Source organism: Haloactinospora alba (genome assembly GCF_006717075.1).
GTDB classification, from domain to species: Bacteria; Actinomycetota; Actinomycetes; order Streptosporangiales; family Streptosporangiaceae; genus Haloactinospora; species Haloactinospora alba.
Map to the genome: position 1 here is coordinate 19,608 of NZ_VFQC01000003.1, position 23,880 is coordinate 43,487.

The following is a 23,880-nucleotide window of genomic DNA, read 5'->3' on the forward strand; positions in this document are numbered from 1 at the left end:
GGCGTTCTAGGATGTCCGCACGTCTACGCCTGTGAGGGAGTGAGCGGTCATGCGTACCTGGCGGGTCGCGCTGGCCACCACGGCGGTGGGGCTGCTGTCCGCAACCGCCTGTACCGGTGGGCAGTCCGGCCAGTCCGGGGACTCGCCCGACCCGCTCCCCACCACCTACAGCGGCGATCCCCCTCCCGGATCCGCGGGCTCCCCGTCGCGTTTCCTGCACGGGCGCGGGGCGGACGGGCCGGACATACTGGATGACGCCGGCGGGGTGCGTATCACCTCGCTCGGCAACGCGTTCCTGATCAGCTCGAACAGCGGCGAACAGCACCTGCTGCAGCGCCCCGAGGGCGGCGAGGTGCTGTGGGAGGGCGACCAGCGGATCGAGCGGATCGGTTCGGACCGCGACGGTTCCGAGGTGCTGGTGCTGCGTTCCGGAAGCGGGGACTCCGCCACGACCACGGTGGTGGACGACACGGGGGAGACCGTGTGGCGCGGTTCCGGGCCGCGCGAACGCTACCTGGACGGGGTGGTGGTGCGCTATCCGCCGGAGTGGAGTCCCGACGGCCCCTACGGTGAGTTCACCGTGCTGGACACCGGCGGGAACGAGCTGTGGGACTTCACGTTCGAGGAGCCGCCGGACAGCGCCGACTCCGGCGACGATGACGAGGACGGCACCTCCGAGGACGGGCAGGAGGGGAAGGACGAGCAGGACGGGCAGGACGAGGACGACGGCACCAACCGGGCGGGCGTTCCCGTGGGCGCGCGTCAGGACACGCTGCTGCTGGACGACGGATCCGGTGGGCTCCAGGCGCGCCAACTGCCCCGGGACGGGGAGGAGGCCGGCGGGACGCTGTGGAGTGTCAGCGGGAACGCTTCCGAGATCGCCGGGAACGTCGCGTCCCCCACACCGACCCCTCACCTTGTGGACTTCTACGAGCTTCCGGCCCAGAGCGGGGAACCGGCCTCCGGAGAGGGGGGAACCGCGACGGACACCGCCGCGCTGTTCCGGTGGGGGTTCTCCCAGGAACCGTCCGTGCTGACGATGCACGACCTGCGCAGCGGCGAACTGCTGTGGCGTCTCACCGAGCCGGGCGTCAACCCCGCCGGGAGGGAGTTCGACCCGGACCCCGTTTCCGGCAGCGTGTACGACTCCACCACCCGGACCCTGCTGCTGCCGCAGGGCAGCGGCCAGGCGCCGGTGGCGGCGGTGGATCTGGTCACCGGCGCGATCCGCTGGGAGTTCGACGACGCGGACGAACGTGCCATCTCGCCCGCGTTCGCGTGGAACGGCCGGATCTTCGGGGACACCCGGGGTGCCGGTTCCGACAGTTCCTCCCAGGTGGTGCTGGAGGCCCGTACCAAGGAGACGGAGACGGGCGCGCTGGACGCCTACGTCGAGACCGCCACCGAGGACGGCCACATCCTGGCGGTCCAGAACCGGCAACGTTTCGTTTTCGCCCCGGAGGAGGGCGCCGGGCGGGAATCCCCGGGCTCGCGGGAATGACCCCACCCACCGGGACGGTGGGACCGTCCTGCCGCGCGGCCCGTTTCCCCGCCCGGTAGGGCGACGGGACACGCGGGGCGATGGAAGGTGGTCGGATTGGCCACAATCGGCCACAACTCCGGTTTGTCGCACTTTTCGCATTGCAGTTCTGATTGAATTGCACGAGTGTGCGCGCCCCGCGGGGCGCGTCGTTCCTCACCCCCGTTGTTACTGTCCGTAACAGGCGTGGGTGGTTTACGTGTCCTCTACCCCCCATTCCTTACATGCCCGAACACGTGCCTCCGCCCCGCCGCCGTTCCCGCAGCGACACGCCGCACCTCAGCCGTTACGAACACGACCTGTGGTGGTTCCGGGACCTGCGGGACACCCACTGCCGCCCGTTACTCGCTTTCATCCAGCGCATCTCGGACACTGACCCCCACAAGGCCGAGGACGTCGTCCAGGAGGTACTGGCCCGCGCCTGGTGCCGCCGCCACGAACTCACCGGCGGCATATCCGGTGCGCGCCCCTGGCTGTACACCGTCGCCCGGCACTACGTCATCGACGCCGAACGCGCCCGGCGCGCCCGTCCGCCGGAGGTCAGCGGACCGCACGAGGACGTGCGCACCGTCCCCGACCCCACCTCGGCCGTACTCGACCGGCTGACAGTGCAGCAGGCACTGGCGACCCTCCCGCCGGCCCAGCGCCAGACACTGGACTACGTCTACCTGCGTGACTACACAGTGGCGGAGGCGGCCCAACGGCTCGGGGTCCCGGTCGGCACGGTGAAGTCCCGCTGCCACAACGCCTTCCGGCGCCTGCGCGAGACCTACGGCGCCTCCGCCTGAGAGCGGGGCTGTCCCCCACCGGCCGGAAAGGCCGGGAGCGAACCTCCGGTCACGGCCGTTCGGTGGGAAGGGGAACCACAACCGAGGCGCCCAGCGCTCCGGTATCCACCCACCCGCTCTCGTGGGCGCGCCACTGCCAGTGGGCGTGCGGCGACTCCCCGGCCGCGATGACGACCACCCCTTCGGGAAGCTCCGCCAGTACCTCCCGTTCGCTGGCCGTGAGCACCCGCGGTACCGCGACGAACCGCCGCTTCCCGGGTGGGGCGCCTGGCCCCGTGATCGGTCCTGAGCTCTCCGCCGGGGCGGGCGGCGGCGCGTTCTGCTGGATCCGCGCGATCCCCTGCGAGCCGGAAAGGGTCGTGACCTTCGCCCCGCGCCCGGCGAGCCCCTCGGCGAGTACCCGCACGGTGTCGCCCGCCGTGGAACGGTGTCCCGCGACCAGCAGTACGCTGTCCAACCGGGAGAGGTCCACGAACAACCGCCAGTCGCCGTCCGCTCCCACACTGGTCAGCAGCTCGGTGCGGGGACGGACCGCCGACTGCGAGGTCGTGGTGGTGAACGGGACCGCGGAGGTCGCGGAACGCCCCGCCACCTGCTGCCACGTGGTCGTGTCGACACTGCGCCACGAGGAGGCGGGCAGCGTCGCGTCTGCGGGAACCACGACCAGCAGCTCCTCCGGCGCCGTCCACACCGCGACCGGACGCGCCGCCACAGTGGCTGGGGCGGCCTGCAGTTCCAGCACCGCGACACCGGCGCGCCGCTGCTCCCCCGTACCGTCGGCGATCCGCTCCGCGGCGCGTTTCCGTCGTCGGCGGGCCTGCAACAGCCGCACCGGCAACGGCCAGCGGGGTTTGCGCCATCCGAGACGGGCGACGGCGACGAACGGCCACGCTACGGCGCGGAACACGGGTTGCCACCACAGCGCCAAGCCGGTCAGCAGCAACAGTCCCGCCGCAGCCCCGCCCAGCAGTTTCGGGTCCACCGGCGGTTCGTCACTGTCGTCCTCGGAGGCCGCCTCTGAGGGAGAGGCGGCCGGGCTCTCCTCCGGCGTCGCTTCGGGGGACGGGGACGGGATGGGCTCGCCCGCCTCGGCCGCATCCTCGGCCTCCGCGACGCACAACGGGTCGTTCCCCGAGGAGACACCGTCACCGGAGGCGTCGGAGGGCAGCACGAGCTTCCATCCCGGCTCCAGGTCGCGCTCGCTGCCGAGCTCGCCGCCCTCGGGCTGGGTCCGCCCCTCGTTGAGCTGATAGATGTCCGAAGCGCGCAACTTGTCGCCGAGCGTGCGCTCGGCGACGGCGAACAGGCCGTCGGACGAGTCCTCCACGGTGTAGTAGTTCACCTCGGGGCAGAGTTCGCGCGCCTCCTCTAGTGACAACGCGTCCCCCGAGGGCTCCGGCGTCGTCTCGGCGTGCGCGGCACCCCCCGCGGCGCCGCACCAGACACTCGCCGCCAGTGCCGCGCCGACCCCTAGCGTTCGCGTCCGCATCGCCGCCTTCCGTTCGTTGCGTCTCCCGCGACCCGTCGGGGCCGCCGCGGAAGTGGCCGTAGCCCCTCCCCACGGCAGTACGCGTGGCACCGCGAAGCGGTTCACTCCCGATTCGGCCGGCGTCGCGGTGAACTCCACGGCGCCCGCGTCCGTACGCCCGGGTGCGGCCGGGACTGTTCCACCGGCCCGCCCCGGCCGGCCCGCCCGGCGGCCGGGAACACCACGACCACCCGACCGTGGAGGACACATGGCCCAGTACAAGGTCGACTCCGACCAGACCGAGGAGACCTCCAGCTCGCTCAAGGCCGACTTCGAGGAGTTCGAGGAGCGGTTGGAGAACATCAAGTCCAAGGTCGACGGCCTGCTGGAGGACGGTTACGCCACGCCCAAGGCCGAGGAGAAGTTCTCCCCGTTCTTCAAGCAGTTCCAGGACGGTTTCAAGGACGTGAACGAGGGGCTCAAGGGCATCAGCGAGTACCTCGACGCCGTCGGCAAGAAGTTCCAGGAAACCGACGACGAGCTGGGCAAACAGCTCGGCTAGGTCCTGTTGGGCGGACGCTGTCCGTGACGCGGCGCTGGTGCGTCGCGGTGGGACAGGCGTCCGTCAGACAGGACCCGATCGCGGTCCCGGCCCGGGCAGGCCCTGCACGGCACCCCGGGCCGCCTCCTTCCGTGCCGCCACCACCCCGTTGGGAAGCATCCGGAAACCGTGCGCATCATCCTCACCGCAGCCGGGCCAGCGCCCGCCGGCCGGAACTCCGCCGCCCCGCTGGGAGCCGACATCCTGGTGGAGGTCGACCCCGGAGCGGCCGTGTCCCGGCTCGCCGCGGCCCTCGACCCGTTGATCCGAACCTCCCTGCCGGAGGCCGGGGTCGGCCCACGCCTCTTCCTGGGAGACCGAGAACTGAAGTCGGACAAGTCCATCTCGGAGGCCGGCCTGTTCGACGGCGCGGTGGTCAGTGTGGGCAAACCCGCCCCCGCGGTTTCCGCCGAACCTCCCGCCGTGCTGGAGATCCGGGTGGTGTCCGGCCCGGAGGCCGGAATGGTGCACCGCCTCGACCCGGGGGACTACACCATCGGCGACACCGCCGGTGCGCGCGTCCCGGTCGTGGAGTGCGGCACCACCCTGGTGGTGCGGGTCGCCATGGACGCCACGGTGACCATCGTCGACCTCGTCCCCGGTTCCGGAGCCCCACCCGCCACCATCGAGGGGGAGACCGCCACCGCCCGGTCCCCGTGGCGCCCGGGGGAGCAGCTCGCCCTCGGCGACACCCTGCTGGAAGCCCACCCCACCCGCTACCCGGACGCCGCCGTCGTCACCTCCGAGGACGGCACCGGCCTGGACTACAACCGCCCGCCCCGGCTGCACCCGGCCCCGATGCGCAGCACGTTCCGGCTGCCGCAACCCCCCGAACCGCCGGACAAACCCATCGTGCAGCTCCTGGTGATGATCACGCTCCCGCTGATCATGGCGCTCGGCAGCGCGATGGTGCTGGGGCGCGCCCGCTACCTGCTGCTGGGCCTGCTGTCCCCGGTTTCCGTCCTGGTCACCCAGGCGATGCAGCGGCGTACGGGAAAACAGCGGTACCAGCGCCAACTCCGGGAGTACGAACAGACGGTGGAACGCGTCTCCGCCGACGCCCGCGAGGCCCTGTACGCCCACCAGCGCTCTCTGCGGGACGCCTGCCCCGACCCCGCCACGGCACTGCTGCTGGCCACCGGACCGCGCGCCCGCCTGTGGGAGCGCCGCCGCAGCGACGAGGACTTCACCCTGCTGCGGGTGGGAACCGGACGCATCCCCTCCCCGGTCGTACTCACCGACCCCACCGAGGACGAACACCGCAAGGACGTCACCTGGGACTTCCGCGACGTCCCCATCACCGTGTCCCTGCGGGACAACGGCGTCGTCGGTATCGCCGGCTCCGGCGACCTCACCGACCGGCTCGACCGCTGGCTCGTCGGCCAGCTCGCCCTGCTGCACAGTCCGGCGGAGCTGGAACTGTACCTGCTGAGCATGAACCGCGGGCAGGAGGAGCAGTGGGCGTGGACCCGCTGGCTTCCCCACCTGCGTAGCACCACCCCCGAGGTGTCCCTCGGCCGGCTGGGTCTGGACGCCGACACCTGCGCCCGCCGCGTCGCCGAACTGCTCGCCCTCCTCGATGCCCGCAGCGGTGGGAAGTCCGTCGCGGCCCGTCCGGAGACCGAGACGGACATCGTGGTGGTACTGGACGGCGCCCGGCAGCTGCGCGCGCTGCCCGGCGTGATCCAGCTGCTGCGTGAGGGGCCCGCCGTCGGCATCCACGTGCTGTGTTTCGACGCCGAGGAGCGGCTACTGCCCGAGGAGTGCCAGGCGGTCGTCACTATCTCCGGTGGCGAGATGCGGTTCGCCCGCACCAAGAACGACAGTGTCGACGAGATCCGCATCGACGCCCCGCCGAGAGACTGGGCGGATCGGGCCGGCCGGGCGCTCGCGCCGATCCGTGACACCAGCACCGGCGACGAGGGCGGCGCGGTGCCGCGCAGCGCCCGCCTACTGGACGTGCTGGGTCTGGAACCCCCGGACGGTGACCTGATCGCCGCCCACTGGGCCGCCAACGGCCGCAGCACCATCGCCGCCATCGGGGCGGGGATCGACGGAGCGTTCTCCGTGGACATCCGCAAGGACGGGCCGCACGCGCTGATCGCCGGCACCACCGGTTCCGGAAAGTCGGAACTGTTGCAGACCCTGGTGGCCAGCCTCGCCGCGGTGAACCGCCCCGAGGCCATGTCGTTCGTGCTTGTGGACTACAAGGGCGGAAGCGCGTTCAAGGACTGCGTGTCCCTGCCGCACACCGTCGGCATGGTCACCGACCTGGACGCCCACCTCGTCACCCGGGCCCTCACCTCGCTGGGGGCGGAGCTGCACCGCCGGGAACACATGCTCGCCGCCGCCGGAGCCAAGGACATCGAGGACTACACCGCGATGTTCGACCGCGGAGACCATCTCGCCCCCATGCCCCGGCTGCTGCTGGTCATCGACGAGTTCGCCTCGCTGGCGCGCGAACTCCCGGAGTTCGTCAACGGGCTGGTGAACATCGCCCAACGCGGCCGGTCGCTGGGTATCCACCTGGTACTGGCCACCCAGCGCCCCGCCGGGGTCATCACCAACGACATCCGCGCCAACACCAACCTGCGCATCGCCCTGCGGATGACCGACCCGGGAGAGAGCCGTGACGTCATCGACTCCCAGGAGGCGGCACAGATCTCACTGGACACCCCGGGCCGCGGCTACGCCCGGTTGGGGCACGCCTCGCTGCTGCCGTTCCAGTCCGGCCGGGTCGGCGGGCAGCGCGTCACCGCCACGACCGACGCGCAGGACCCCGCCCCCCATATCCTGCGCTGGGAGGACTTCGCCCGTCCCGCGCCGGCCGACGACAGCGGCGATGACGACAGCGGCGACGTGGACGTCACCGACCTGACCGTGCTGGTGTCGGCCATCCAGGAGGCGACCAGCCGCGTGGGGGCACACCTACAGCCCAGCCCGTGGCTGGAGGCGCTACCGGAACGGGTCACCCTCGTCCACGTGAACCAGCAGGCCCCGATGCGCCGCCCCGAACCCGGGACACTGCAGCCCGTGCCCGTGGGGCTCATGGACCTGCCGGAGCAGCAGGCGCAACGCCAGTTCACCCTGGACCTGGGCACGGTCGGCAACCTGCACATCGTCGGTTCCGGACGCAGCGGACGCTCCGAGGCGCTGCGCACCGTCGCCGGGGCGCTCGCGGTCGGTCACCAGGTGTGCGACCTGCACATGTACGCGATCGACTGCGGCAACGGCACCCTCCTGCCGATGTCCGAACTCCCGCACTGCGGCGCGGTCGCCACCCGAACCCAGGAGGACCGTGTGGTGCGGCTGGTGGGCCTCCTCACCGAGGAGCTGGACCGGCGACAGCGCCTGCTCGCCGGCCAGGGGTGCGCCGACATCGCCGAACTTCGGGAACACACCCCGCCCGGCGACAGGCCCGCCCACATCGTCGTGTTCCTGGACCGGTGGGACGTGCTCGACCAGACCTTCGGAGACTACAACCACGGCGCCCTGATCGAGGACCTCGTCACGCTGCAACGCGACGGTGCCGGGGTCGGGATGCACGTCATCGCCACCGGCGACAAGACCCTCACCCGCAGCAAGGTCGCCCAGACCACGGAGCACCGGCTCGCGCTGCGGTTCAACGACCGCAACGACTACTCGCCCGCTGGACTGCGCGGCCGCGACCTTCCCGACGAGATTCCCAACGGGCGCGCGTTCCGTACCGGGGACGCCGCCGAGATCCAACTGGCGCTGCTCGCCGACGACCCCTCCGGCGCGGCCCAAGCAGCCGAACTCAGCCGCATCGGCGGATTCACAACGACCGAGTTCGCCGACACTCCCGGTCCGCGGCCGATGCGGGTGGACGTGCTGCCGGACCGGCTCGGCTACCCCGACGCCGACAGCTACCGCGCGCCCGATACCCGCCGCCCCCTGTGGGCCATGGTGGGAGTCGGCGGCAACCAGCTCACCGCCTACGGCGCCGACCTGGCCGACACCCCCACGTTCCTCGTCGGCGGTCCGCCGCGCTCGGGCCGCTCCAGCCTCCTGCGGACCATGAGCCAGTCGCTGCTCGATGCCGGCACGGAACTCATGCTGATCACGCCCCGCACCTCCGCCCTGGCCGACCTGCGCGACCATCCCGGGGTGCGGGTGGTGCTGGACGACGCCGACCCGTCCCTGCGGGACTTCATCTCCGGGGTGCAGCAGCTGGAAGGGGAGACCAGCGCGATCGTGGTGGACGACGCCGAACTCCTCCTCAGCAGTGACCTCGGGAAAGAGTTCACCCGCATCGCCCGCGGCATGGTCGGGGAGGGTTTCGCGATCATCGCCGCCGGCAACACCGAGGCGCTGCAGGGCGGGTTCAACTCCTGGCACGTCCAGTTGAAACGCAACCGCGTCGGCGCGCTGCTGTCCCCGCAGACCTCCAGCGACGGCGAGATCCTCGGGCTGCGCCTGCCCAAGGGGGTGCCCGCGAAACGCGTCGTCCTCGGTACGGCCTACCTGCACCTCGGCGACGGCCAGGTGACGCAGGTCCGTGTCCCCATGCCCTGACGGGTACCGCGGGATGGCCCGCAGTACCTCCCTCCGGCACGTTCCGCCCGACGAGAGAAGGAAACCCGACCCGTGCGAAACGCGCGAACCGTGACATCGACAGCCGCGGCGTCCCTGTGTGCCTGTATGGCCGGGGCGCTGCTGGCCACACAGCCCGCCCACGCCGATTCCACCACCGGCGGCGCGTCTCCCACCGGCGCCCACACCGAGGAGGAGCTGGACGAGATAGCGCTGGCACTGCGCGAGGACCCGCTGTACGTCGCTCCTGAGCAGGAGGACCAGTTCCCTCGGCAGCAGCGGGAGAACGCGCGGGACGCGCTCGAGGGCACCGACACGCCGGTCTACGTGGTGGTGGCGCCGCTGCGGGACACGAACGAGGAGGAGGACGGGAACGAGGAGCTGCTCACCGTCGCCGGGAAGGTCGGGGACGAGAAGGGCCAGTTCTTCCTCGTCGACGACGAGGGGGCGATGGACGGCGCCCCCACGGAGGCGTTCCAGGCCGCCCAGGTGGTGGAGTGGGAGAACGACTGGGACAGCGCCGCACCGTTGGACGAACGCGCCAGCAGGGGCGCCGAACTGGTCGACACGGGCGAGTGGGAGAGCCGGTTCTCCGACCTGCGGGAAGCGGAACGCGAAGCCGCCGAGGCAGCCGCGGCCGACTCCCAGAATCCGCGCCAGCTCCGTTCCGAGGGGCTCGCCGAACTGTCCGTCTGGGTGCTGTGGCTCACCCCGCCCGCGGTGCTGCTGGTGTTCGGCATCATCTTCCTGACCAGGCGGCTGGGGAAGAGCACCACGGCGTGACACCCGAACCGGCCGGTGGTGGGCGGCCGGGTCACCCGGAACCGGCCGCTCCCTCCTCGCACACCCCGTCCCGGTCGCACTCCAGAACCAGCAGCGGTTCGTACTCCGCGGTGGCGACCAGGAGGTGGTACGTCGCGTACGCGTCCCCGCCCGGGCGTGCGATCTCCACCGGCCCGAAATCCAGAGGTGATCCGGATCCGGCCGCACCGATCGCGATCTGCCCCGCGTCGGTGACGTTCCCGCCGCTGTCGCGGACCTGTTGCAGGACGTCCAGATAGGCGGCCCGGTCCGCGGCTTCCAGCGTCCCGCTCAATGCCATCGTCGCCTCACCGCTCTCCCACTCTCCGGACAGGGAGACGCCGCCGTTCCCCTCGGCGGAGAACGAACCAGGGTCGGGAGTGGTCGGAGAGGCGGAGGGAGATCTCGAACCGTCGGACGGGGACGGGTCCGCCACCGCTGTCGTCTCGGGCGTCAGTGCCAGCGCGGCCGCGCAGACGACAGCGGAGACCACCGGACGCGCGCCCCGGGCGGCGCCTCTGGTACGAGCACGCATCGTTCTCCTCCATGGTCCGGCTCTCGGTGTTCCGACGCCGCGCACCGGTGCCCGCTGCCGCGCTACCGAGGCTCTACCGGGCGGCGGTCGCGGGAGCGTCCTGCTGCCAGAAGCGGACGGTCTGGGTGATCGCGTCGAACAGGTCCAACAACTCGTCGGGATGGTCGGTGTTGGGGCTGGAGCAACTCACCAGGAGCTGCCGGTCGCGGCGCGGGACCTTGATCACGGTGTGCATGACGATCGACCGGACACGATTCTCCTCATCCACGCGGTGTTCCGCCAACCCGAAGACCCGCGCCGCGGTCCCGGTCTCGGGAAGGTCCACCGGGACGGTCTGCAACCACGTCTCGCCGGGGGTCTGGTCCCGCTTGGGGTGGATGCTCTCGGCGATGCTGAACAGGTCCGCGCTCTGACCCGGTGAGGTTGTCAGCGAGAACACGCACACGTTGGCCATGAACAGCCCGTCGTCGTAGTTCTCCAGGGTGCCGGCGGCGGCGATGAGCCCGAGGTCGGTGGCGCGTTTCAGCTCCCGCGTGACACCGTCCAGCATCGCGTTGGCGGCCTCCTGGCGCTGCGGGTCGTCGGCGTAGGCGGACAGCAGTTCCGCGCGCCGGTCGGCCAGTGTGGCTCCGGACAGGTCGAACTCGGACCACCCGTCGGGTACGCGGAAGTCGAACCCCACCTCCCGCGGGGTTTCGGTCGTGTCGTCGAGGATGTACATGCGCCTGCTTCCGGGGGAGAGGTGCGGAGGGTCTGGTGCCGTGCGCGGTTGAACGCGTGGTGTCGCCTGCTCGTCCGCTACTCGGCCTCCATGCCCTTGTGCAGTTCCTTGTCGGTTTCCGCGAACGAGTCCAGGATGGTTGTCGTCGCGTCCTTCACCTTCGTGACACTTTCCTTGGCGCGTTCGTACTGGTCCGCGCTGTCCTGGCAGAACAAGCGGGAAGCGGAATTCAGGCTCGCGGGGCCGATGTCGCTCGCTGTTCCCTCGATGTCCTCGTTCTCGGCTCCGGAGAGCTTGTCCTCGACCTCCTGCAGACTGTCCCGCAGTGACGTTAGCGTCTTCTTCTCGACCTCGATCGTCATCGTTTCCCCCTGCGTGTCCGGGGCTTCGGGTTCCTGCCGACGATAGTAGGACGGCGACAGCAACCGCACGGCGAGACCCTTAACTCCCCAAGAAAACAAGGTTACTCGGACTCGGCCGGCTGGATTCCCTCTTTCTGTAGAAGGGTATGAACTTTCTTGTTGAGGTTGCGCGCCTTTCGGCGCCTGTCGAGGAAGGGGTATCTTCTTATCCGAAATTTTGTCGGTCCGCGCGACCTGGGAAGTTTTTCAAGCTGTTTCATTGTTTCAGTAAGCCCCTCTTGCAATTTGTTGTTTTTTTTGTGAAGATTATTTATATCTTCTTTGTTTAAATTGGTGGTTTTTTGTTGCAGGCGGGTGATTTGGGTTTGGTTGTCGGTATAGTATTGTTTTATGTCGTTGGCTGCACCTCGGGTTGCGCGTACTATTTCCCTGGGTTTTCCGAGGGTGTAGAACTCTGGGTCGTTTAAGGACCACCCTATTGCTATAGCTATAAATAATACTCCTATAAATATGCCAGCTTCTGCTCCCTCCAATGCCTTGTCGGGTCCTTTCATTTGAGCGAACCACGCCGAAGCGCCAAGGAAGGGAGATATAAGCACTGCAAATGCTGCTATATTGGATATTATTGTTCGTTCGGCTAGCCAGTCAACCGTTTGTTCCGCTTTATTTTTATTTTTGTTCATCTTCGCTTTGCTCTTCTTCGTAAACGTCTCCGAGGTCTTCGGTAAGTGCTTCTGACCTGTCTTGTTGGGAAAGCTTCGCGATGTCTGCGGAGAATCGCCATGGGAGCTCTCCTATGCCTTGTTCGGGCATTCCGGGCTGTCCGCCTAGTTGCTGTTCCGTGAGCCCTTTTTGGGGGGCGCCACGCAGATTGTATGCAGCTTCTTCCAAGTCCTCTTCTTTGATCTCGCCCTCTTCTAGTCCGGTTTGGATCAATCCTCCCATTCGATTCATGGTTTCTAGGAGTGTTTCTTTCAAAGCCGCATTTACTCTTTCGTTCATGCTTATATCCGGCTGTGGCCCGAACTGCTGAAGGCGGTTCGCTGCTTGGTAGTTTTCCGTGGCGTCGACGTTGTGCATGGATCCGTCGGGGCGCAGTCGGGTGGGGCCGTCGGTCCAGGTGTTGTTGTTGACCGTGGTGGCCTGGCCGTTCTCGTCGACTCCCATGCCCCATTTCTCGGTGGCTGCGCCGTTCTCATCCGTGGTGCGCATGCGCGCTTCGGTCTCGCCTTGTTCTCCGATCCGGGCGTAGCTGCTCTGTTCGCCGCTTTCCGAGGTGCGGTGGTGGGTGACATCCATCTCCCCGTTGGGAAACTGGCGTATCGAGGTGCTTTCCGACCCGTTCTCGCGGTGGGTGGTGGCGGTCCCGTTCCGGTCGATGTCCACCCGGTCGCGGGACCCGCTGGTGTGGCTCACGTTCCCGTCGCGGTCGATCGTGGTGGTGCTGCCACCGTCGGGACCGTCCTGGACGACACGGAGCTGTCCCGTGTGCGGGTCGGGGCCGGACACGTGGTACCTGCTCTCGGACGACTGGGGTTGGGACAGGCGTGGCTCTTGGCCGCGCTGCCACTCCACGCTCAGGCTCTCCCGGCCGTCGGAGATCGTGAGGTTGTTCGATCGGCCGGAGTTGTCCGTGCTCCACGTGACGTCCGGCCGGTCCGGGGTGGGAGAGGAGGGGCCGTTCGGGTCCTCCGAACCGGAGATGTGTACGGTGTCCGCCTCCTCGTCCCGAGTGACGGTGATTCCGTCGCCGTCGACCCGGGTGCCGGTGACGCCGTCACTGGTGGCTGAGGGGCTGTCCGCAGAAGGGCGCACCGTAGTGTGGTGGGTTGCGGTGGGATCGAACCCATCCTGCGGAGAAGGACCGACATTTCCATCCTCCCCGGCGGGCGTCCGGGACATGTGGAAGCCCTGATGGTCGACGCTGGTCGTGTCGTTGTCCGGGTTCCGCTGCATGCGGGGACCGTCGATGGGTTCCTCACCCTTGGCGGGGGTGTAGGTGTTCTCCACGGTCGTAGTGCCCTCCGCGTCGGTGGTGCGGCTTGACTGGGTCGGCCGGTCCGCGCGGGTACTTTCCGCGGGATCGTTTTGCTGCGTCTCGGAACCGGACTCCTGGGTGGGCTCGGAGGACTGCTGCGGCTGAGCGCCGGTGTCGGTACCGGCGTCGTCACTCTCTTGTCGGTTCTGGGGCGTGGCGACCTGCTCCTCGAGTGCATCCTCCCTGGTGGTGTTGTCGTCGGCCGCGTTCTCCCGGCCGGTGGACGTGTCGCGCTCCGTCTGGCCACCGTCGCTGTCCTGGGAGTCGCTGCCCCGGGAGGTTCCGCCGTCCTGGGAGGTGTTGTCCGGTTCGGGCGTGACGCGGCTGCCGTTCTGGTCGGCGACGGCCGTGGTGGTGTCGTCCATCGGTGCGCTCCCGGTGTTCCCGTCGTGTTGGGCGAGGGGTTCGCCGGGGCTGTCGGTGGGTTCGGTTCGCACCGGGGAGTCGCCCGACTGGTAGGTGGTGAGCTCTCCGTCGGAGACCGCCACCCGTTGGGGTGTGCTGGTGGCGTGCGTCCCGTCCGGGGTGGTGGCACTCGCCTCCCTCCCGGGAGTGCCCGACACGTGGTGGCCGCCGCTGGAGGCGCTCACCTCCCCGTCGGGATGGTGGGTGACGGACAGTCGCCCCTGCCCCTGCTGTGCGGGGCTGTCCACCCGCACCGACCCGTCCGGGGCGCTGCTCATGTTCCACCCGTCCGGGGAGGTCACACTGCCGTCCGGACCGACGCCGAGTGTGGTCCCGTCCGAGGCGGTGAACGCCGTGGAACCGTCCTCACCCTGGTGGACGGGCGGGGCAGCGTCGGTAGTGGAGGATGCCAGTCGGCCCTCGGAGTCGAACGTCCAACTCTGCCCGTCCCGGTGAACGGTGGTGGTCCCGTCGCTGTCCCGATCGAACTCGGGGTGGTTGGCGGAACCGTCCGGTCGGAGGGTCGTGTCCCCGGAACGTACGGTCCCGTCCGGGGTGCGCTGCGGCGGGTTGGCAGCGGCTGTGCTCTGGTCGCTCTGGTAGGTGGCCGCTCCCTTCGCGGTCCAGGTGGCCGCCGCACCGGCGGCGCTGGCGGCCCCTCCGCCGTCGAGGTGCTGGCTGAGGCGGGTGTCCCCGTTGGTGCTCTGTGTGCTCACCGTCGTGTCGTGCACCGCCGCTGCCGTTTCCTGGCTGCGGGACTCCAGAGTGCCGGTGGCGGCATCCACGGTGTGGGTCCGGTCGCCGGAGACCGTGTACCCGTCCTGGTGGACCGTTGTCGTGCGGTCGCCGTCGCGGACTGTGGCGGACCCGTCGGGATGGGCCTCGGCGTTGGGGGAGCTGTCCGGGTCGCCGACTGGCGAGGGTTCCCCCTCCGAGTCGGTGCTGGGGGCATCCCCCGCCGAGTCCTGGCTGGTTGTTTCCTCCTCCCCGGCCGGGGAGGACGTGTCCGCCTCCGCGGAATCGGCCTCGGAGCGGGACGGGGCATCCGCGTGCTCCCGCTGTTGGGGGGTGTTGTCCGGGGTGGTGGGGGAGTGGTGGTCGGTGTCGGATTGGTTGTGCGTCTCACCGTCGCGGCCCCGGTCGGCCTCCGTGTTGGACGATTCGGGGGCGGGGGCCGAGGATCCGGGTTTCCCACCGGGAGTTCTGACGTCCGGCATGGGCGCGGCGCCGCCCCGGCCGGCCCCTGCCCCCGCGGCGTCCTCCCCGGTGCCGTCCGGGGACTCGGGTGGGGCCTCCCACCTCTCCTGCTGGGCGGGGTCGGTGTCGGTGCCGTCGGAACCGTGTTCGTCGGTGGTGTTGTTGCCCTCCGTATCGTTGTCCTGCGGGGTCTGGGAGTCCGCAGAGTCCGCGGGAGTGTCCTCCGTACCCCGCTCGGAGGTTTCCGCGGGGGAGGCGTCCTGTGTGTCGGCCGAGTGGCCCTCCTCGCCCGAGCCGGTGGTGCCCGTGTCGTCGGGCGCTCCGTCGTCCCGGACGGGCTGGGTCTCGGTCGTGTCCGTGTCGGGATGTGCCGTGTCCGGATTGCCGTCGTTCGTGGCGCTGCCCGCCGGGGGGCTCTCCGGTTCGGGTATGCCGGATGGCGCGTCGGGGCTTTCCGAGGGTGCGGAGGAGCCGTCGCCGCTGCTGGTGCTGTCGGCGGGTGCGGCGGACTGCTCCGGCTGGTTTCCGGACGCGCCGCCCCCGTCCGGGCTGGAGGACGCCAGGTCGATGTCCGGGAAGTCCGACCCAGCCGGTGTGGGGGTGGCGTCGTTCCCGGATGCGGGCGCGCCGGTGTCCGCGCTCTGTCCGGTGGAGGCCGTCTCGGTGGTGCCGCCTCCGTCGCCCGAGCCCCCGCCGGGAGAGGTGACGTCCGGAGACGTGTCGTTGACTCCCAGGTTCTGGGTTTCCTGCGTTCCGACCAGACTGTGGTTACTGTTCGACCACGGCATGTCGGACCAGACCGACTTGTGGGCGTCGTGGTCGGCCGCGGTGCCCGCCATCGACCCGGGGGCGCTGGTGGCCGCCGCCGACAGCAGGTTGTCCGACCAGCTGTTGCCGTGGTCGCCCGCCCAGTCCAGTGCCGTGTTGGCGGCGAACCCGCTGGCGGTGTCCCGGGTGAGGTTGAGGGCCGTGTCCGCGGCGAGGCTCGCTCCGGGGGAGCCGGCGAACGTCCCGCTGCGGATCGCGGAGTGGGTGGTGCTGACCGAACCGAGAGTGCGGCTGATCGCCATCCCGGCCTGGCTGTTGCGCAGACTGTTCGCGGCGCTGCTCGTCGCGTCGGCGATCCTGCCGGACCGGGGGAGGGCGCTGGAGGCCACCGACGAGGTGAGGCCGGTCAACCCCCGCGCGCCCCGCAGCAGACTCCCGCCGGGCAGGCAGCCGAGAACACCCAGCCCCACTGTCAGTCCGGTCTCGGCGTTCCAGCCGAGCCGCCCCTGCTGGGCGAGCTGTGTCAGGTCGACCGCCATCATGACCAGGCCGGACCCGACGATGGCGATGAGCGCGGCCCACCCCGCGCCCGGGATGAACGCGAGGGCGACCCCGGCGGCGATGGTGACGACCGCGTACACCAGTGGGTTGTCGCTGAGCCACTCCACCAGGTCGTTCCAGGCGTCGCTCAGCAGCTCCCCGAGATGGCGGGACGCCTCCCGCAGCTCGTCGGTGGCGTCGTTCGCAGCGCCGTCCAGATCCATCAGGGCTTTGTTGACCTCGCCCTGATGCTCGACGAGCTTGTCCTCGGTGTCGTCGGTGTCCTCGTCGTCGCCGGCCTGGTCCAGCGTGTCCTGGCAATCCTGGGCGGCTTTTGCAGCGATGGCTGTTTCGTCCCGCGCTGTCTGCAACGCCGACCTGTAGTTCCGGTAGGCGCTGGTGGCCTTGTCGAACACGTCCCGGAGGTCCTCCAGAACCTCCGGAAGGTCCTCGGTGAGGTTCTCCAGCGCGTCGATCGCCTTGCCTTCGCCCAGGCTGCCGCTGTTCAACTCCTCGGCGTTGTTGCAAGCCTCCCGCACCTCGTCGCGGAGCGCCTCGTAGTGGTCGGCGAGCGTGTCCACATCTTCCGGAGCCCACGGCACGGGGTCGCTGGGCTGGCCAACGACACTCCAGTTCAGCGAACCGCGGTCGATGTCCACACTGTTACCGCTTGGTGGAGCTGGGGGCATGACGGACTCCTCGACAACGACGGAACTACGTGACCGAGTACGGGAACGGCGCGACCGCGGTTCACCACAGGCAGGGATGAACCGCTCCGGAACGCGGCACGTACAACCGGGCGGGACGCGTCCGCGCCGATGCGCGCGGCCGCGACAGTGCCGCGAACCGGTGAAGCGAAGGACCATGCAACAGAACCCTCCGGCCCAGCAGCCGCAACAGTCCGCCCCCGACCAGCAGCGCGCCCCGCTCCGGGAGGACGTCGCCCGGGCGGCACGTGAGAACCAGCTCGGCGACCCCGTCCAGGTGCACGTCAAGGACTACACCAACCCCTATGTCGGCGGGTTCTTCGTGCTGGCCGCCTGGGCGCTGCTCCTCGCCGTCGAGGGCCTCATCCAGCTCGCGGGGGAGAGCCTCAGCCCGGGCCGGTGGGCGGTGGTGCTGCCCATATTCGCGTTCTGCTTCTGGATGCTGGCCCTGTACCTCCGCCGCAAGGGGCTCTACGTATTCAACGGTGGTTTCATCCTGCGCAAGGGAAACAACCTGCGGATCGTGCCGTGGTCGGACATCGCCGCGCTCACCGACAGGTACGCCAACAACGGCGAGCACATCCAGCTCGTGCGTACCAGCGGGGAGAAGATCCAGCTCAACGGGATGTACACCCCGGGGTCCGCGCAGTTCTTCCCGCTGCTGCGCAAACTGGCCGCCGAGAACGGGTGGCCGAAGAAACCGCAGAAGCAGTGACCACCCGCCCTGTCTTCCGCCCGTACCCGAGAACCGACAACGAAGGTGACCACACCATGACCGCGACATCCCCCAGACTCGCCCTCGCCGCGGTGCCGCTCGCCCTGCTGGCGCTGTCCGCCTGCGGCAGTTCGGAAGCCGAACCGCCGCCGGAGTACGAGCCCGCCGAGGAGGCCGAGACCGACGGCGACGGGTTCCGGGTCGACGACGTTCCGGAGTCCGACGGGCTGGACGTGTCCGACGACGAGGTGCCGGAACGGGCCGGTTCGGAAAGCCCGGTGCGTGAGCAGATCGAGTGGCAGATCCGCGACCAGACCGCGAGCGTCACCGAGGACTACTACGCCGACATGCATGCCTCCTGCCCCAGCATCGACGGGGACGAGGAGGAACCGGTGGAGTGCCTCGCCGGGTACAAGGGCGTGGAGATCACCTGGACGGTGGACGTCAGCGACGGCGGCGACATGGGCGACGCCTCGGTGGTCAACGTCGAGCCCGAACCGGACGGGTGGCCCCTGTCCCGCGACCGCACCGAACAGCAGGTGCGGTTCCTGTCCAAGGCCGAGGCCGTGAAGTGCGACATGGACCACGCGGAGAAGGTGCAGCTGGACACGGACACCGACATCACCTGCAAGGCCAAGGAGGACGACGGGGTGAGTGACTGGGAGATCGGCGTGGGAGCCGCCGGCAGTGTCGACGCGGAGCGGGTCGGCAGCGTGCTGGACTAGGACCCGTTCGGTGGACGCTGTCCGCGACGAGCGCCGCGAGCAGGACGGGCGTACACTGAACGGAGTCCGGCGCCCCGGGGCCCGGAACAGTGAGACACGTCTCCTCTTCCCGGGCCCCGCTGGCCCCAGGACCGAACACGATTCTCTACGATCCTGGGTATGAACACTCCGGAAAACGACGCCGGACACGCCCTGGGGGCCGGCTTCCCGCGCGTGACGCGGGAGCAGTGGCGGGCGGTTGTGGCGGAGGTGCTGGGCAAGAGCGGCAGGGAGGTGGATCCCGACGATCCGCGCCCCGAGGACGCCCTCGCCCGCACCACCTACGACGGGATCACTGTCAGCCCGCTGTACGACAGTGACGACGACATCGACTCCGGCTTCCCCGGGGCAGCGCCGTTCACCCGGGGAACGGGTCCCCGCCGGGCGGGCGACGGCGGGTGGGAGATCCGCCAGCGGACCGACGAACCCGACCCCGCCGCGGCCCGCCGGGCGATCCGCGCGGACCTGGACAACGGGGCGGCGGCGGTGTGGCTCGCCGCGGGCGGAACCGCCCTCCCGCCGGAGGCCATCGGCGAGGCACTGGCCGGGACCGACCCGGTGGCGACGCCGGTGGTCCTGGACCCCGGCCCGGCCTACCCCGAGGCCGCGCGCGCCCTGCTCGCCGCCCACGACAACCAGGGCGCGGACCGCGCCCTGGTCCCCGGACACCTCGGGATCGACCCGATCACCGTCACCGCCCGCACCGGCGCCCCGGCCAAGGTCGCCGACGCGGCGCGGCTGGCCGCCGAGTACGCGGACCAGTACCCCCGCCTGGGCCTGGTCATCGTGGACGCCACCCCCTACCACGACGCGGGCGGGTCGCACGCCCAGGAACTGGGTGCCTCGATGGCGGCCGGTGTGGCCTACCTGCGTGCCCTCACCGAGGCCGGGATGGGGCTGGCCGAGGCGGCGCGGCGGTTGGAGTTCCGCTACGCCGCCGACGCCGACCAGTTCTCCACCATCGCCAAGCTGCGCGCCGCGCGTTCCATGTGGAACCGGGTCACCGAGGCGTGCGGGCTGGAAGCCGCGCACCGCGGCATGCGCCAGCACGCGGTCACCTCGGCGGCGATGCTGACCCGCCGCGACCCGCACGTGAACATCCTGCGTGGCACCCTGGCCTGCGTCGGCGCCGGCCTCGGCGGAGCCGACGCGGTGACGGTGCGCCCCTTCGACACCGCGCTGGGCCTGCCGGACGGTTCCGCCCGCCGTATCGCCCGCAACACCCAGAACCTGCTGGTTCAGGAGTCCGAACTCGCCCGGGTCGCCGATCCGGCGGGCGGGTCGTTCTACGTGGAACGGCTGACCGCCGACCTGCACACCGCGGGGTGGGCGTTCTTCCAGGAGCTGGAGGCCGCGGGCGGCATGATGGAGGCTCTCACCTCCGGCCTGCTCGCCGAACGCGTGGACGAGGTGTGGCAGCGGCGCCGCGCCAACCTGGCGCACCGCGCCGACCCGGTCACCGGCGTGAGCGAGTTCCCCGCCCTGGACGAGCCGGAGTTCGAGCGCCGCCCCCGCCCGAGCGGGGACGTGCCGCCCGAGCGGAGCGCGGCCCTGCCGCGGCGCCGCTACGCCCAGGAGTTCGAGGAACTGCGGGACCGGGCGGACGCCCACCTCGCCGACACGGGCAGCCGCCCGCGCGTTTTCCTGGCCACCCTGGGGCCGGTCGCCGCGCACACGCCGCGCGCCACGTTCACCGCGAACCTGCTGCGCGCCGGCGGGATCGAACCGGTCGGGGGCGACACCACCGAGGGAGCCCAACAGGCCGCCGCCGCGTTCGCCGACAGCGGCGCCGACGTGGCGTGCCTGTGCTCCAGCGACCGGGTGTACGCGGAGCGGGCCGCCGACGCGGTGGCGGCACTGCGCGAGGCGGGCGCGCGGCGCGTGCTGCTGGCGGGCGCGCCCGAACACAACGAAGCGAGCGGCGCGGACACGTTCCTGTTCGCCGGCTGCGACGCGATTAGCCTGTTGACAGAGCTACACGACACGCTGGGAGTGGCGCCTTGATCCCGGACTTCAGCCGCATCGGTCCCGGTACGACCGCGTGCGAGGACACCACAACCGCCCGTGAGACGTGGGAGCGGGAACTGCGGCGGCACACCGGTGCCGGTGCGGGGGACGCGACCCGGGACACGCCCGAGGGGATCGGGGTGAAACCGCTGTACACCCCCGAGGACAGCCGCGGGCTGGACTTCGTGGACACCTACCCCGGCTTCCCGCCGTACGTGCGCGGCCCCTACGCCACGATGTACGTGAACCAGCCGTGGACGGTCCGCCAGTACGCCGGGTTCTCCACCGCCCAGGAGTCCAACGCGTTCTACCGGCGCAACCTGGCGGCCGGGCAGAAGGGGCTGTCGGTGGCGTTCGACCTGGCCACCCACCGCGGTTACGACTCCGACCACCCGCGCGTGTCCGGGGACGTGGGCATGGCCGGGGTGGCGATCGACTCCATCCTCGACATGCGGGAGCTGTTCGACGGCATCCCGCTGGACCGGATGACGGTGTCCATGACGATGAACGGCGCGGTGTTGCCGGTCATGGCGCTGTACATCGTGGCCGCCGAGGAGCAGGGTGTGGCGCCGGAGCAGCTCGCCGGAACCATCCAGAACGACATCCTCAAAGAGTTCATGGTCCGCAACACCTACATCTACCCGCCCGGGCCCTCCATGCGGATCATCTCGGACATCTTCGCCTACACCGCCCAGCGGATGCCGCGGTTCAACTCCATCTCCATCTCCGGCTACCACATGCAGGAGGCCGGAGCCACGGCCGACCTGGAGCTGGCCTACACCCTGGCCGACGGGGTGGAGTACATCCGCACCGGACGCGGCGCCGGCCTGGACGTGGACGCGTTCGCGCCCCGGCTGTCGTTCTTCTGGGCCATCGGCATGGACTTCTTCATGGAGGTGGCGAAGCTGCGCGCGGCCCGGCTGCTGTGGGCCGAGCTGGTCGGCGGTTTCGAACCCGCCAACCCCAAGTCGCTGTCGCTGCGCACCCACTCGCAGACGTCGGGGTGGTCGCTGACCGCCCACGACGTGTACAACAACGTGGTCCGCACCTGCGTGGAGGCGATGGCCGCCACCCAGGGGCACACCCAGTCCCTGCACACCAACGCCCTGGACGAGGCGCTCGCCCTGCCGACCGACTCCTCCGCGCGCATCGCCCGCAACACCCAGCTGCTACTGCAGCAGGAGTCCGGAACCAGCCAGGTGGTGGACCCGTGGGGCGGGAGCCACTACGTCGAGCGCCTCACCCACGACCTGGCGCAGCGCGCCCGCGCCCACATCGACGAGGTGGAGCAGGCGGGCGGCATGGCGGAGGCGATCAGCGCGGGGCTGCCCAAGATGCGTATCGAGGAGGCCGCCGCGCGCACCCAGGCCCGGATCGACGCCGGACGCCAGCCCGTCATCGGGGTGAACAAGTACCGCCCGGACGAGCACGACGACGTCGAGGTGCGCAAGGTGGACAACAGCCGGGTGCGCGCCGAGCAGTTGGAGAAGCTGCGCCGCCTGCGCGCGGAACGCGACGACACCGCCACCCGGCAGGCGCTGGACCGGCTCACGGCGGTGGCGGCGGGTGAACCCGGCGGCGCCACCCTGGAGAACAACCTGTTGGCGGCCGCGGTGGACGCGGCCCGCGCGAAGGCCACGGTGGGGGAGATCTCGCAGGCGATGGAGAAGGTGTTCGGCCGGCACTCCGGCCAGGTCCACACGGTGCACGGGGTGTACCGGGAGGAGGCCGCGGGTTCCGGCGGCGACGGGGACGGCAGCGCGGACGGGAGCATGCGCGCGGTGACCGAACGGGTGGAGCGCTTCGAGGAACGCGAGGGGCGCCGCCCCCGCATCCTGGTGGCCAAGATCGGCCAGGACGGGCACGACCGCGGCCAGAAGGTCATCGCCACCGCGTTCGCCGACCTCGGTTTCGACGTGGACATCGGCCCGCTGTTCCAGACCCCCGCCGAGGTGGCGGCCCAGGCAGCCGAGTCCGACGTGCACATCGTGGGTGTGTCGTCGCAGGCCGCCGGGCACCTGTCCCTGGTTCCCGCGCTGCGGGAGGAACTGGCCGGGCTCGACCGGGAGGACATCATGATCGTGGTGGGCGGTGTCATCCCGCCGTCGGACTTCGACGAGCTGTACGCCGCGGGAGCCACGGAGATATTCCCGCCCGGCACGGTCATCGCGGAGGCCGCCGCCGGGTTGCTGGACCGGCTGGACGCGGACTCCGGGCGCGCCTGATGCCGGCGGGGATCGACGTCGACGCCTACGCTGACCGGATACTGGACGGCCACCGTCCCACCCTGGCCCGGGCGATCACCCTGGTGGAGTCCCGCCGCCCGGAGCACGCCGAGCAGGCGCAGCGCCTGCTGATGCGCCTGCTTCCGCACAGCGGCGGTGCGCACCGGGTCGGTATCAGCGGGGTTCCGGGTGTGGGGAAGTCCACGTTCATCGACGCCCTGGGCAGCCGCCTGACCGGCCGGGGCCAGCGGGTGGCGGTGCTGGCCGTGGACCCCTCGTCCAGCCGCAGCGGTGGCAGCATCCTGGGGGACAAGACGCGCATGGCCAGTCTGGCGGGAGACCCGGACGCGTTCGTGCGCCCGTCCCCCACGGCGGGCACGCTCGGGGGTGTGGCCCGCGCGACCCGGGAGACCATGGTGCTGATGGAGGCGGCCGGGTTCGACACCGTGCTGGTGGAGACCGTCGGGGTGGGCCAGTCCGAGACGGCCGTGGCCAACATGGTGGACTGCTTCTGCTTCCTCACCCTGGCCCGTACCGGCGACCAGCTGCAGGGCATCAAGAAGGGGGTGCTGGAGCTGGCCGACGTGGTGGCGGTGAACAAGGCCGACGGTCCGCACGGGCAGGAGGCGCGGGCGGCGGCGCGCCAACTGTCCCGGGCGTTGGAGCTGTTGCAGCCGCCGCACCCCTCGTGGCAGCCGCCGGTGCTGACCTGCAGCGGCCTGACCGGTGACGGGCTGGAGGACGTGTGGAACGCGGTGACCGAGCACCGCCGTGTCCTCAGTGACGCGGGGGAGTTCGTCAACCGCCGCGCCCGGCAGCGCGTCGACTGGATGTGGGAACAGCTGCAGGCGCGGCTGATGGACCGGTTGACGCGGCACGCGCGGGTGCGTGACCTGCTGCCGCGGTTGGAGGCCGAGCTTCGCTCGGGGGAGGTGACGGCTACGCTTGCCGCGGAACGGGCACTGGACGCGTTCGTCACTGACCCGGGGGACTCGGACGGCGAACCTACTGGGGAGTAGCGCAATATGGCGTGAGGTTGGTCACGCTTTGCCTCTGTCTGATATGACCTATATGGGAGAAAATATCTTCCGCGATGGCATTCCCGTCGGCCGGATAGCCTAATACCGTGTGTGGCCAGAGACTT

General features: G+C 70.3%; 16 protein-coding genes. 10 read left to right on the forward strand and 6 right to left on the reverse strand.

All coding sequences use genetic code 11. The features are described from left to right. Positions 1-49 precede the first annotated feature (49 nt). Both FHX37_RS20585 and FHX37_RS20590 read left to right on the forward strand, forming a co-directional pair. Positions 50-1,501: a hypothetical protein gene (locus FHX37_RS20585; RefSeq protein ID WP_141925922.1), complete on the forward strand. Its 1,452-nt coding sequence runs from the start codon at positions 50-52 to the stop codon at positions 1,499-1,501. Positions 1,502-1,764: 263 nt separating this feature from the next. Then, positions 1,765-2,328, forward strand: a complete 564-nt coding sequence (locus tag FHX37_RS20590) for a sigma-70 family RNA polymerase sigma factor (RefSeq protein WP_141925924.1) — start codon at positions 1,765-1,767, stop codon at positions 2,326-2,328. A 49-nt stretch (positions 2,329-2,377) separates the two neighbouring features. Here FHX37_RS20590 and FHX37_RS20595 read toward each other — a convergent pair whose 3' ends face one another. After that, positions 2,378-3,817 (reverse strand): hypothetical protein, encoded by a 1,440-nt coding sequence (locus FHX37_RS20595; protein ID WP_141925925.1) that lies wholly within the window; start codon positions 3,815-3,817, stop codon positions 2,378-2,380. Positions 3,818-4,064: 247 nt separating this feature from the next. Between FHX37_RS20595 and FHX37_RS20600 the strand changes: the two genes are divergently transcribed. From FHX37_RS20600 to FHX37_RS20610, 3 genes are all read left to right on the forward strand, one after another. After that, a complete protein-coding gene (locus FHX37_RS20600; RefSeq protein WP_141925926.1) occupies positions 4,065-4,358 on the forward strand; it encodes a WXG100 family type VII secretion target in 294 nt (97 codons plus the stop codon). 168 nt (positions 4,359-4,526) lie between these two features. Beyond that, on the forward strand, positions 4,527-8,933 hold the full coding sequence (locus FHX37_RS20605; protein ID WP_141925927.1) for an FtsK/SpoIIIE domain-containing protein: 4,407 nt from the start codon (positions 4,527-4,529) through the stop codon (positions 8,931-8,933). 72 nt (positions 8,934-9,005) lie between these two features. Then, positions 9,006-9,734 (forward strand): hypothetical protein, encoded by a 729-nt coding sequence (locus tag FHX37_RS20610; RefSeq protein ID WP_141925928.1) that lies wholly within the window; start codon positions 9,006-9,008, stop codon positions 9,732-9,734. 31 nt (positions 9,735-9,765) lie between these two features. Here the strand turns inward: FHX37_RS20610 and FHX37_RS20615 are convergent, their stop codons facing one another. The 5 genes from FHX37_RS20615 to FHX37_RS20635 all read right to left on the reverse strand — a co-directional run bounded on the left by FHX37_RS20615 (position 9,766) and on the right by FHX37_RS20635 (position 17,007). Continuing rightward, the gene (locus FHX37_RS20615) at positions 9,766-10,287 is read right to left on the reverse strand and encodes a hypothetical protein (RefSeq protein WP_141925930.1); all 522 of its coding nucleotides are present in this window, start codon (positions 10,285-10,287) and stop codon (positions 9,766-9,768) included. A 73-nt stretch (positions 10,288-10,360) separates the two neighbouring features. Beyond that, positions 10,361-11,008 carry a hypothetical protein gene (locus FHX37_RS20620; protein WP_141925931.1) on the reverse strand — a complete coding sequence of 216 codons (648 nt, stop codon included), beginning with the start codon at positions 11,006-11,008 and terminating at the stop codon, positions 10,361-10,363. Between the two features lie 77 nt (positions 11,009-11,085). Further along, the gene (locus tag FHX37_RS20625; RefSeq protein WP_141925932.1) at positions 11,086-11,439 is read right to left on the reverse strand and encodes a hypothetical protein; all 354 of its coding nucleotides are present in this window, start codon (positions 11,437-11,439) and stop codon (positions 11,086-11,088) included. 32 nt (positions 11,440-11,471) lie between these two features. Then, positions 11,472-12,053, reverse strand: a complete 582-nt coding sequence (locus FHX37_RS20630) for a hypothetical protein (protein WP_141925933.1) — start codon at positions 12,051-12,053, stop codon at positions 11,472-11,474. Continuing rightward, complete coding sequence (locus FHX37_RS20635) at positions 12,040-17,007, reverse strand: hypothetical protein (protein WP_141925935.1); 4,968 nt, start codon at positions 17,005-17,007, stop codon at positions 12,040-12,042. The genes FHX37_RS20630 and FHX37_RS20635 overlap by 14 nt, the downstream gene beginning before the upstream one ends. A gap of 175 nt (positions 17,008-17,182) precedes the next feature. On the opposite strand from FHX37_RS20635, the gene FHX37_RS20640 reads away from it, so the two are divergent. From FHX37_RS20640 to meaB, 5 genes are all read left to right on the forward strand, one after another. Further along, positions 17,183-17,740, forward strand: coding sequence for a DUF6585 family protein (locus FHX37_RS20640; protein WP_141925938.1), 558 nt, complete (start codon positions 17,183-17,185; stop codon positions 17,738-17,740). A gap of 56 nt (positions 17,741-17,796) precedes the next feature. Continuing rightward, on the forward strand, positions 17,797-18,465 hold the full coding sequence (locus tag FHX37_RS20645) for a hypothetical protein (protein WP_141925940.1): 669 nt from the start codon (positions 17,797-17,799) through the stop codon (positions 18,463-18,465). A gap of 159 nt (positions 18,466-18,624) precedes the next feature. Further along, entirely contained in the window at positions 18,625-20,508 is a 1,884-nt protein-coding gene (locus tag FHX37_RS20650; protein WP_141925942.1) for a methylmalonyl-CoA mutase family protein, read from the forward strand. Then, a complete protein-coding gene (scpA, locus tag FHX37_RS20655; RefSeq protein WP_141925944.1) occupies positions 20,505-22,736 on the forward strand; it encodes a methylmalonyl-CoA mutase in 2,232 nt (743 codons plus the stop codon). The genes FHX37_RS20650 and scpA overlap by 4 nt, the downstream gene beginning before the upstream one ends. Further along, positions 22,736-23,755 carry a methylmalonyl Co-A mutase-associated GTPase MeaB gene (gene meaB, locus FHX37_RS20660; RefSeq protein ID WP_141925946.1) on the forward strand — a complete coding sequence of 340 codons (1,020 nt, stop codon included), beginning with the start codon at positions 22,736-22,738 and terminating at the stop codon, positions 23,753-23,755. The genes scpA and meaB overlap by 1 nt, the downstream gene beginning before the upstream one ends. Positions 23,756-23,880 lie beyond the last annotated feature (125 nt).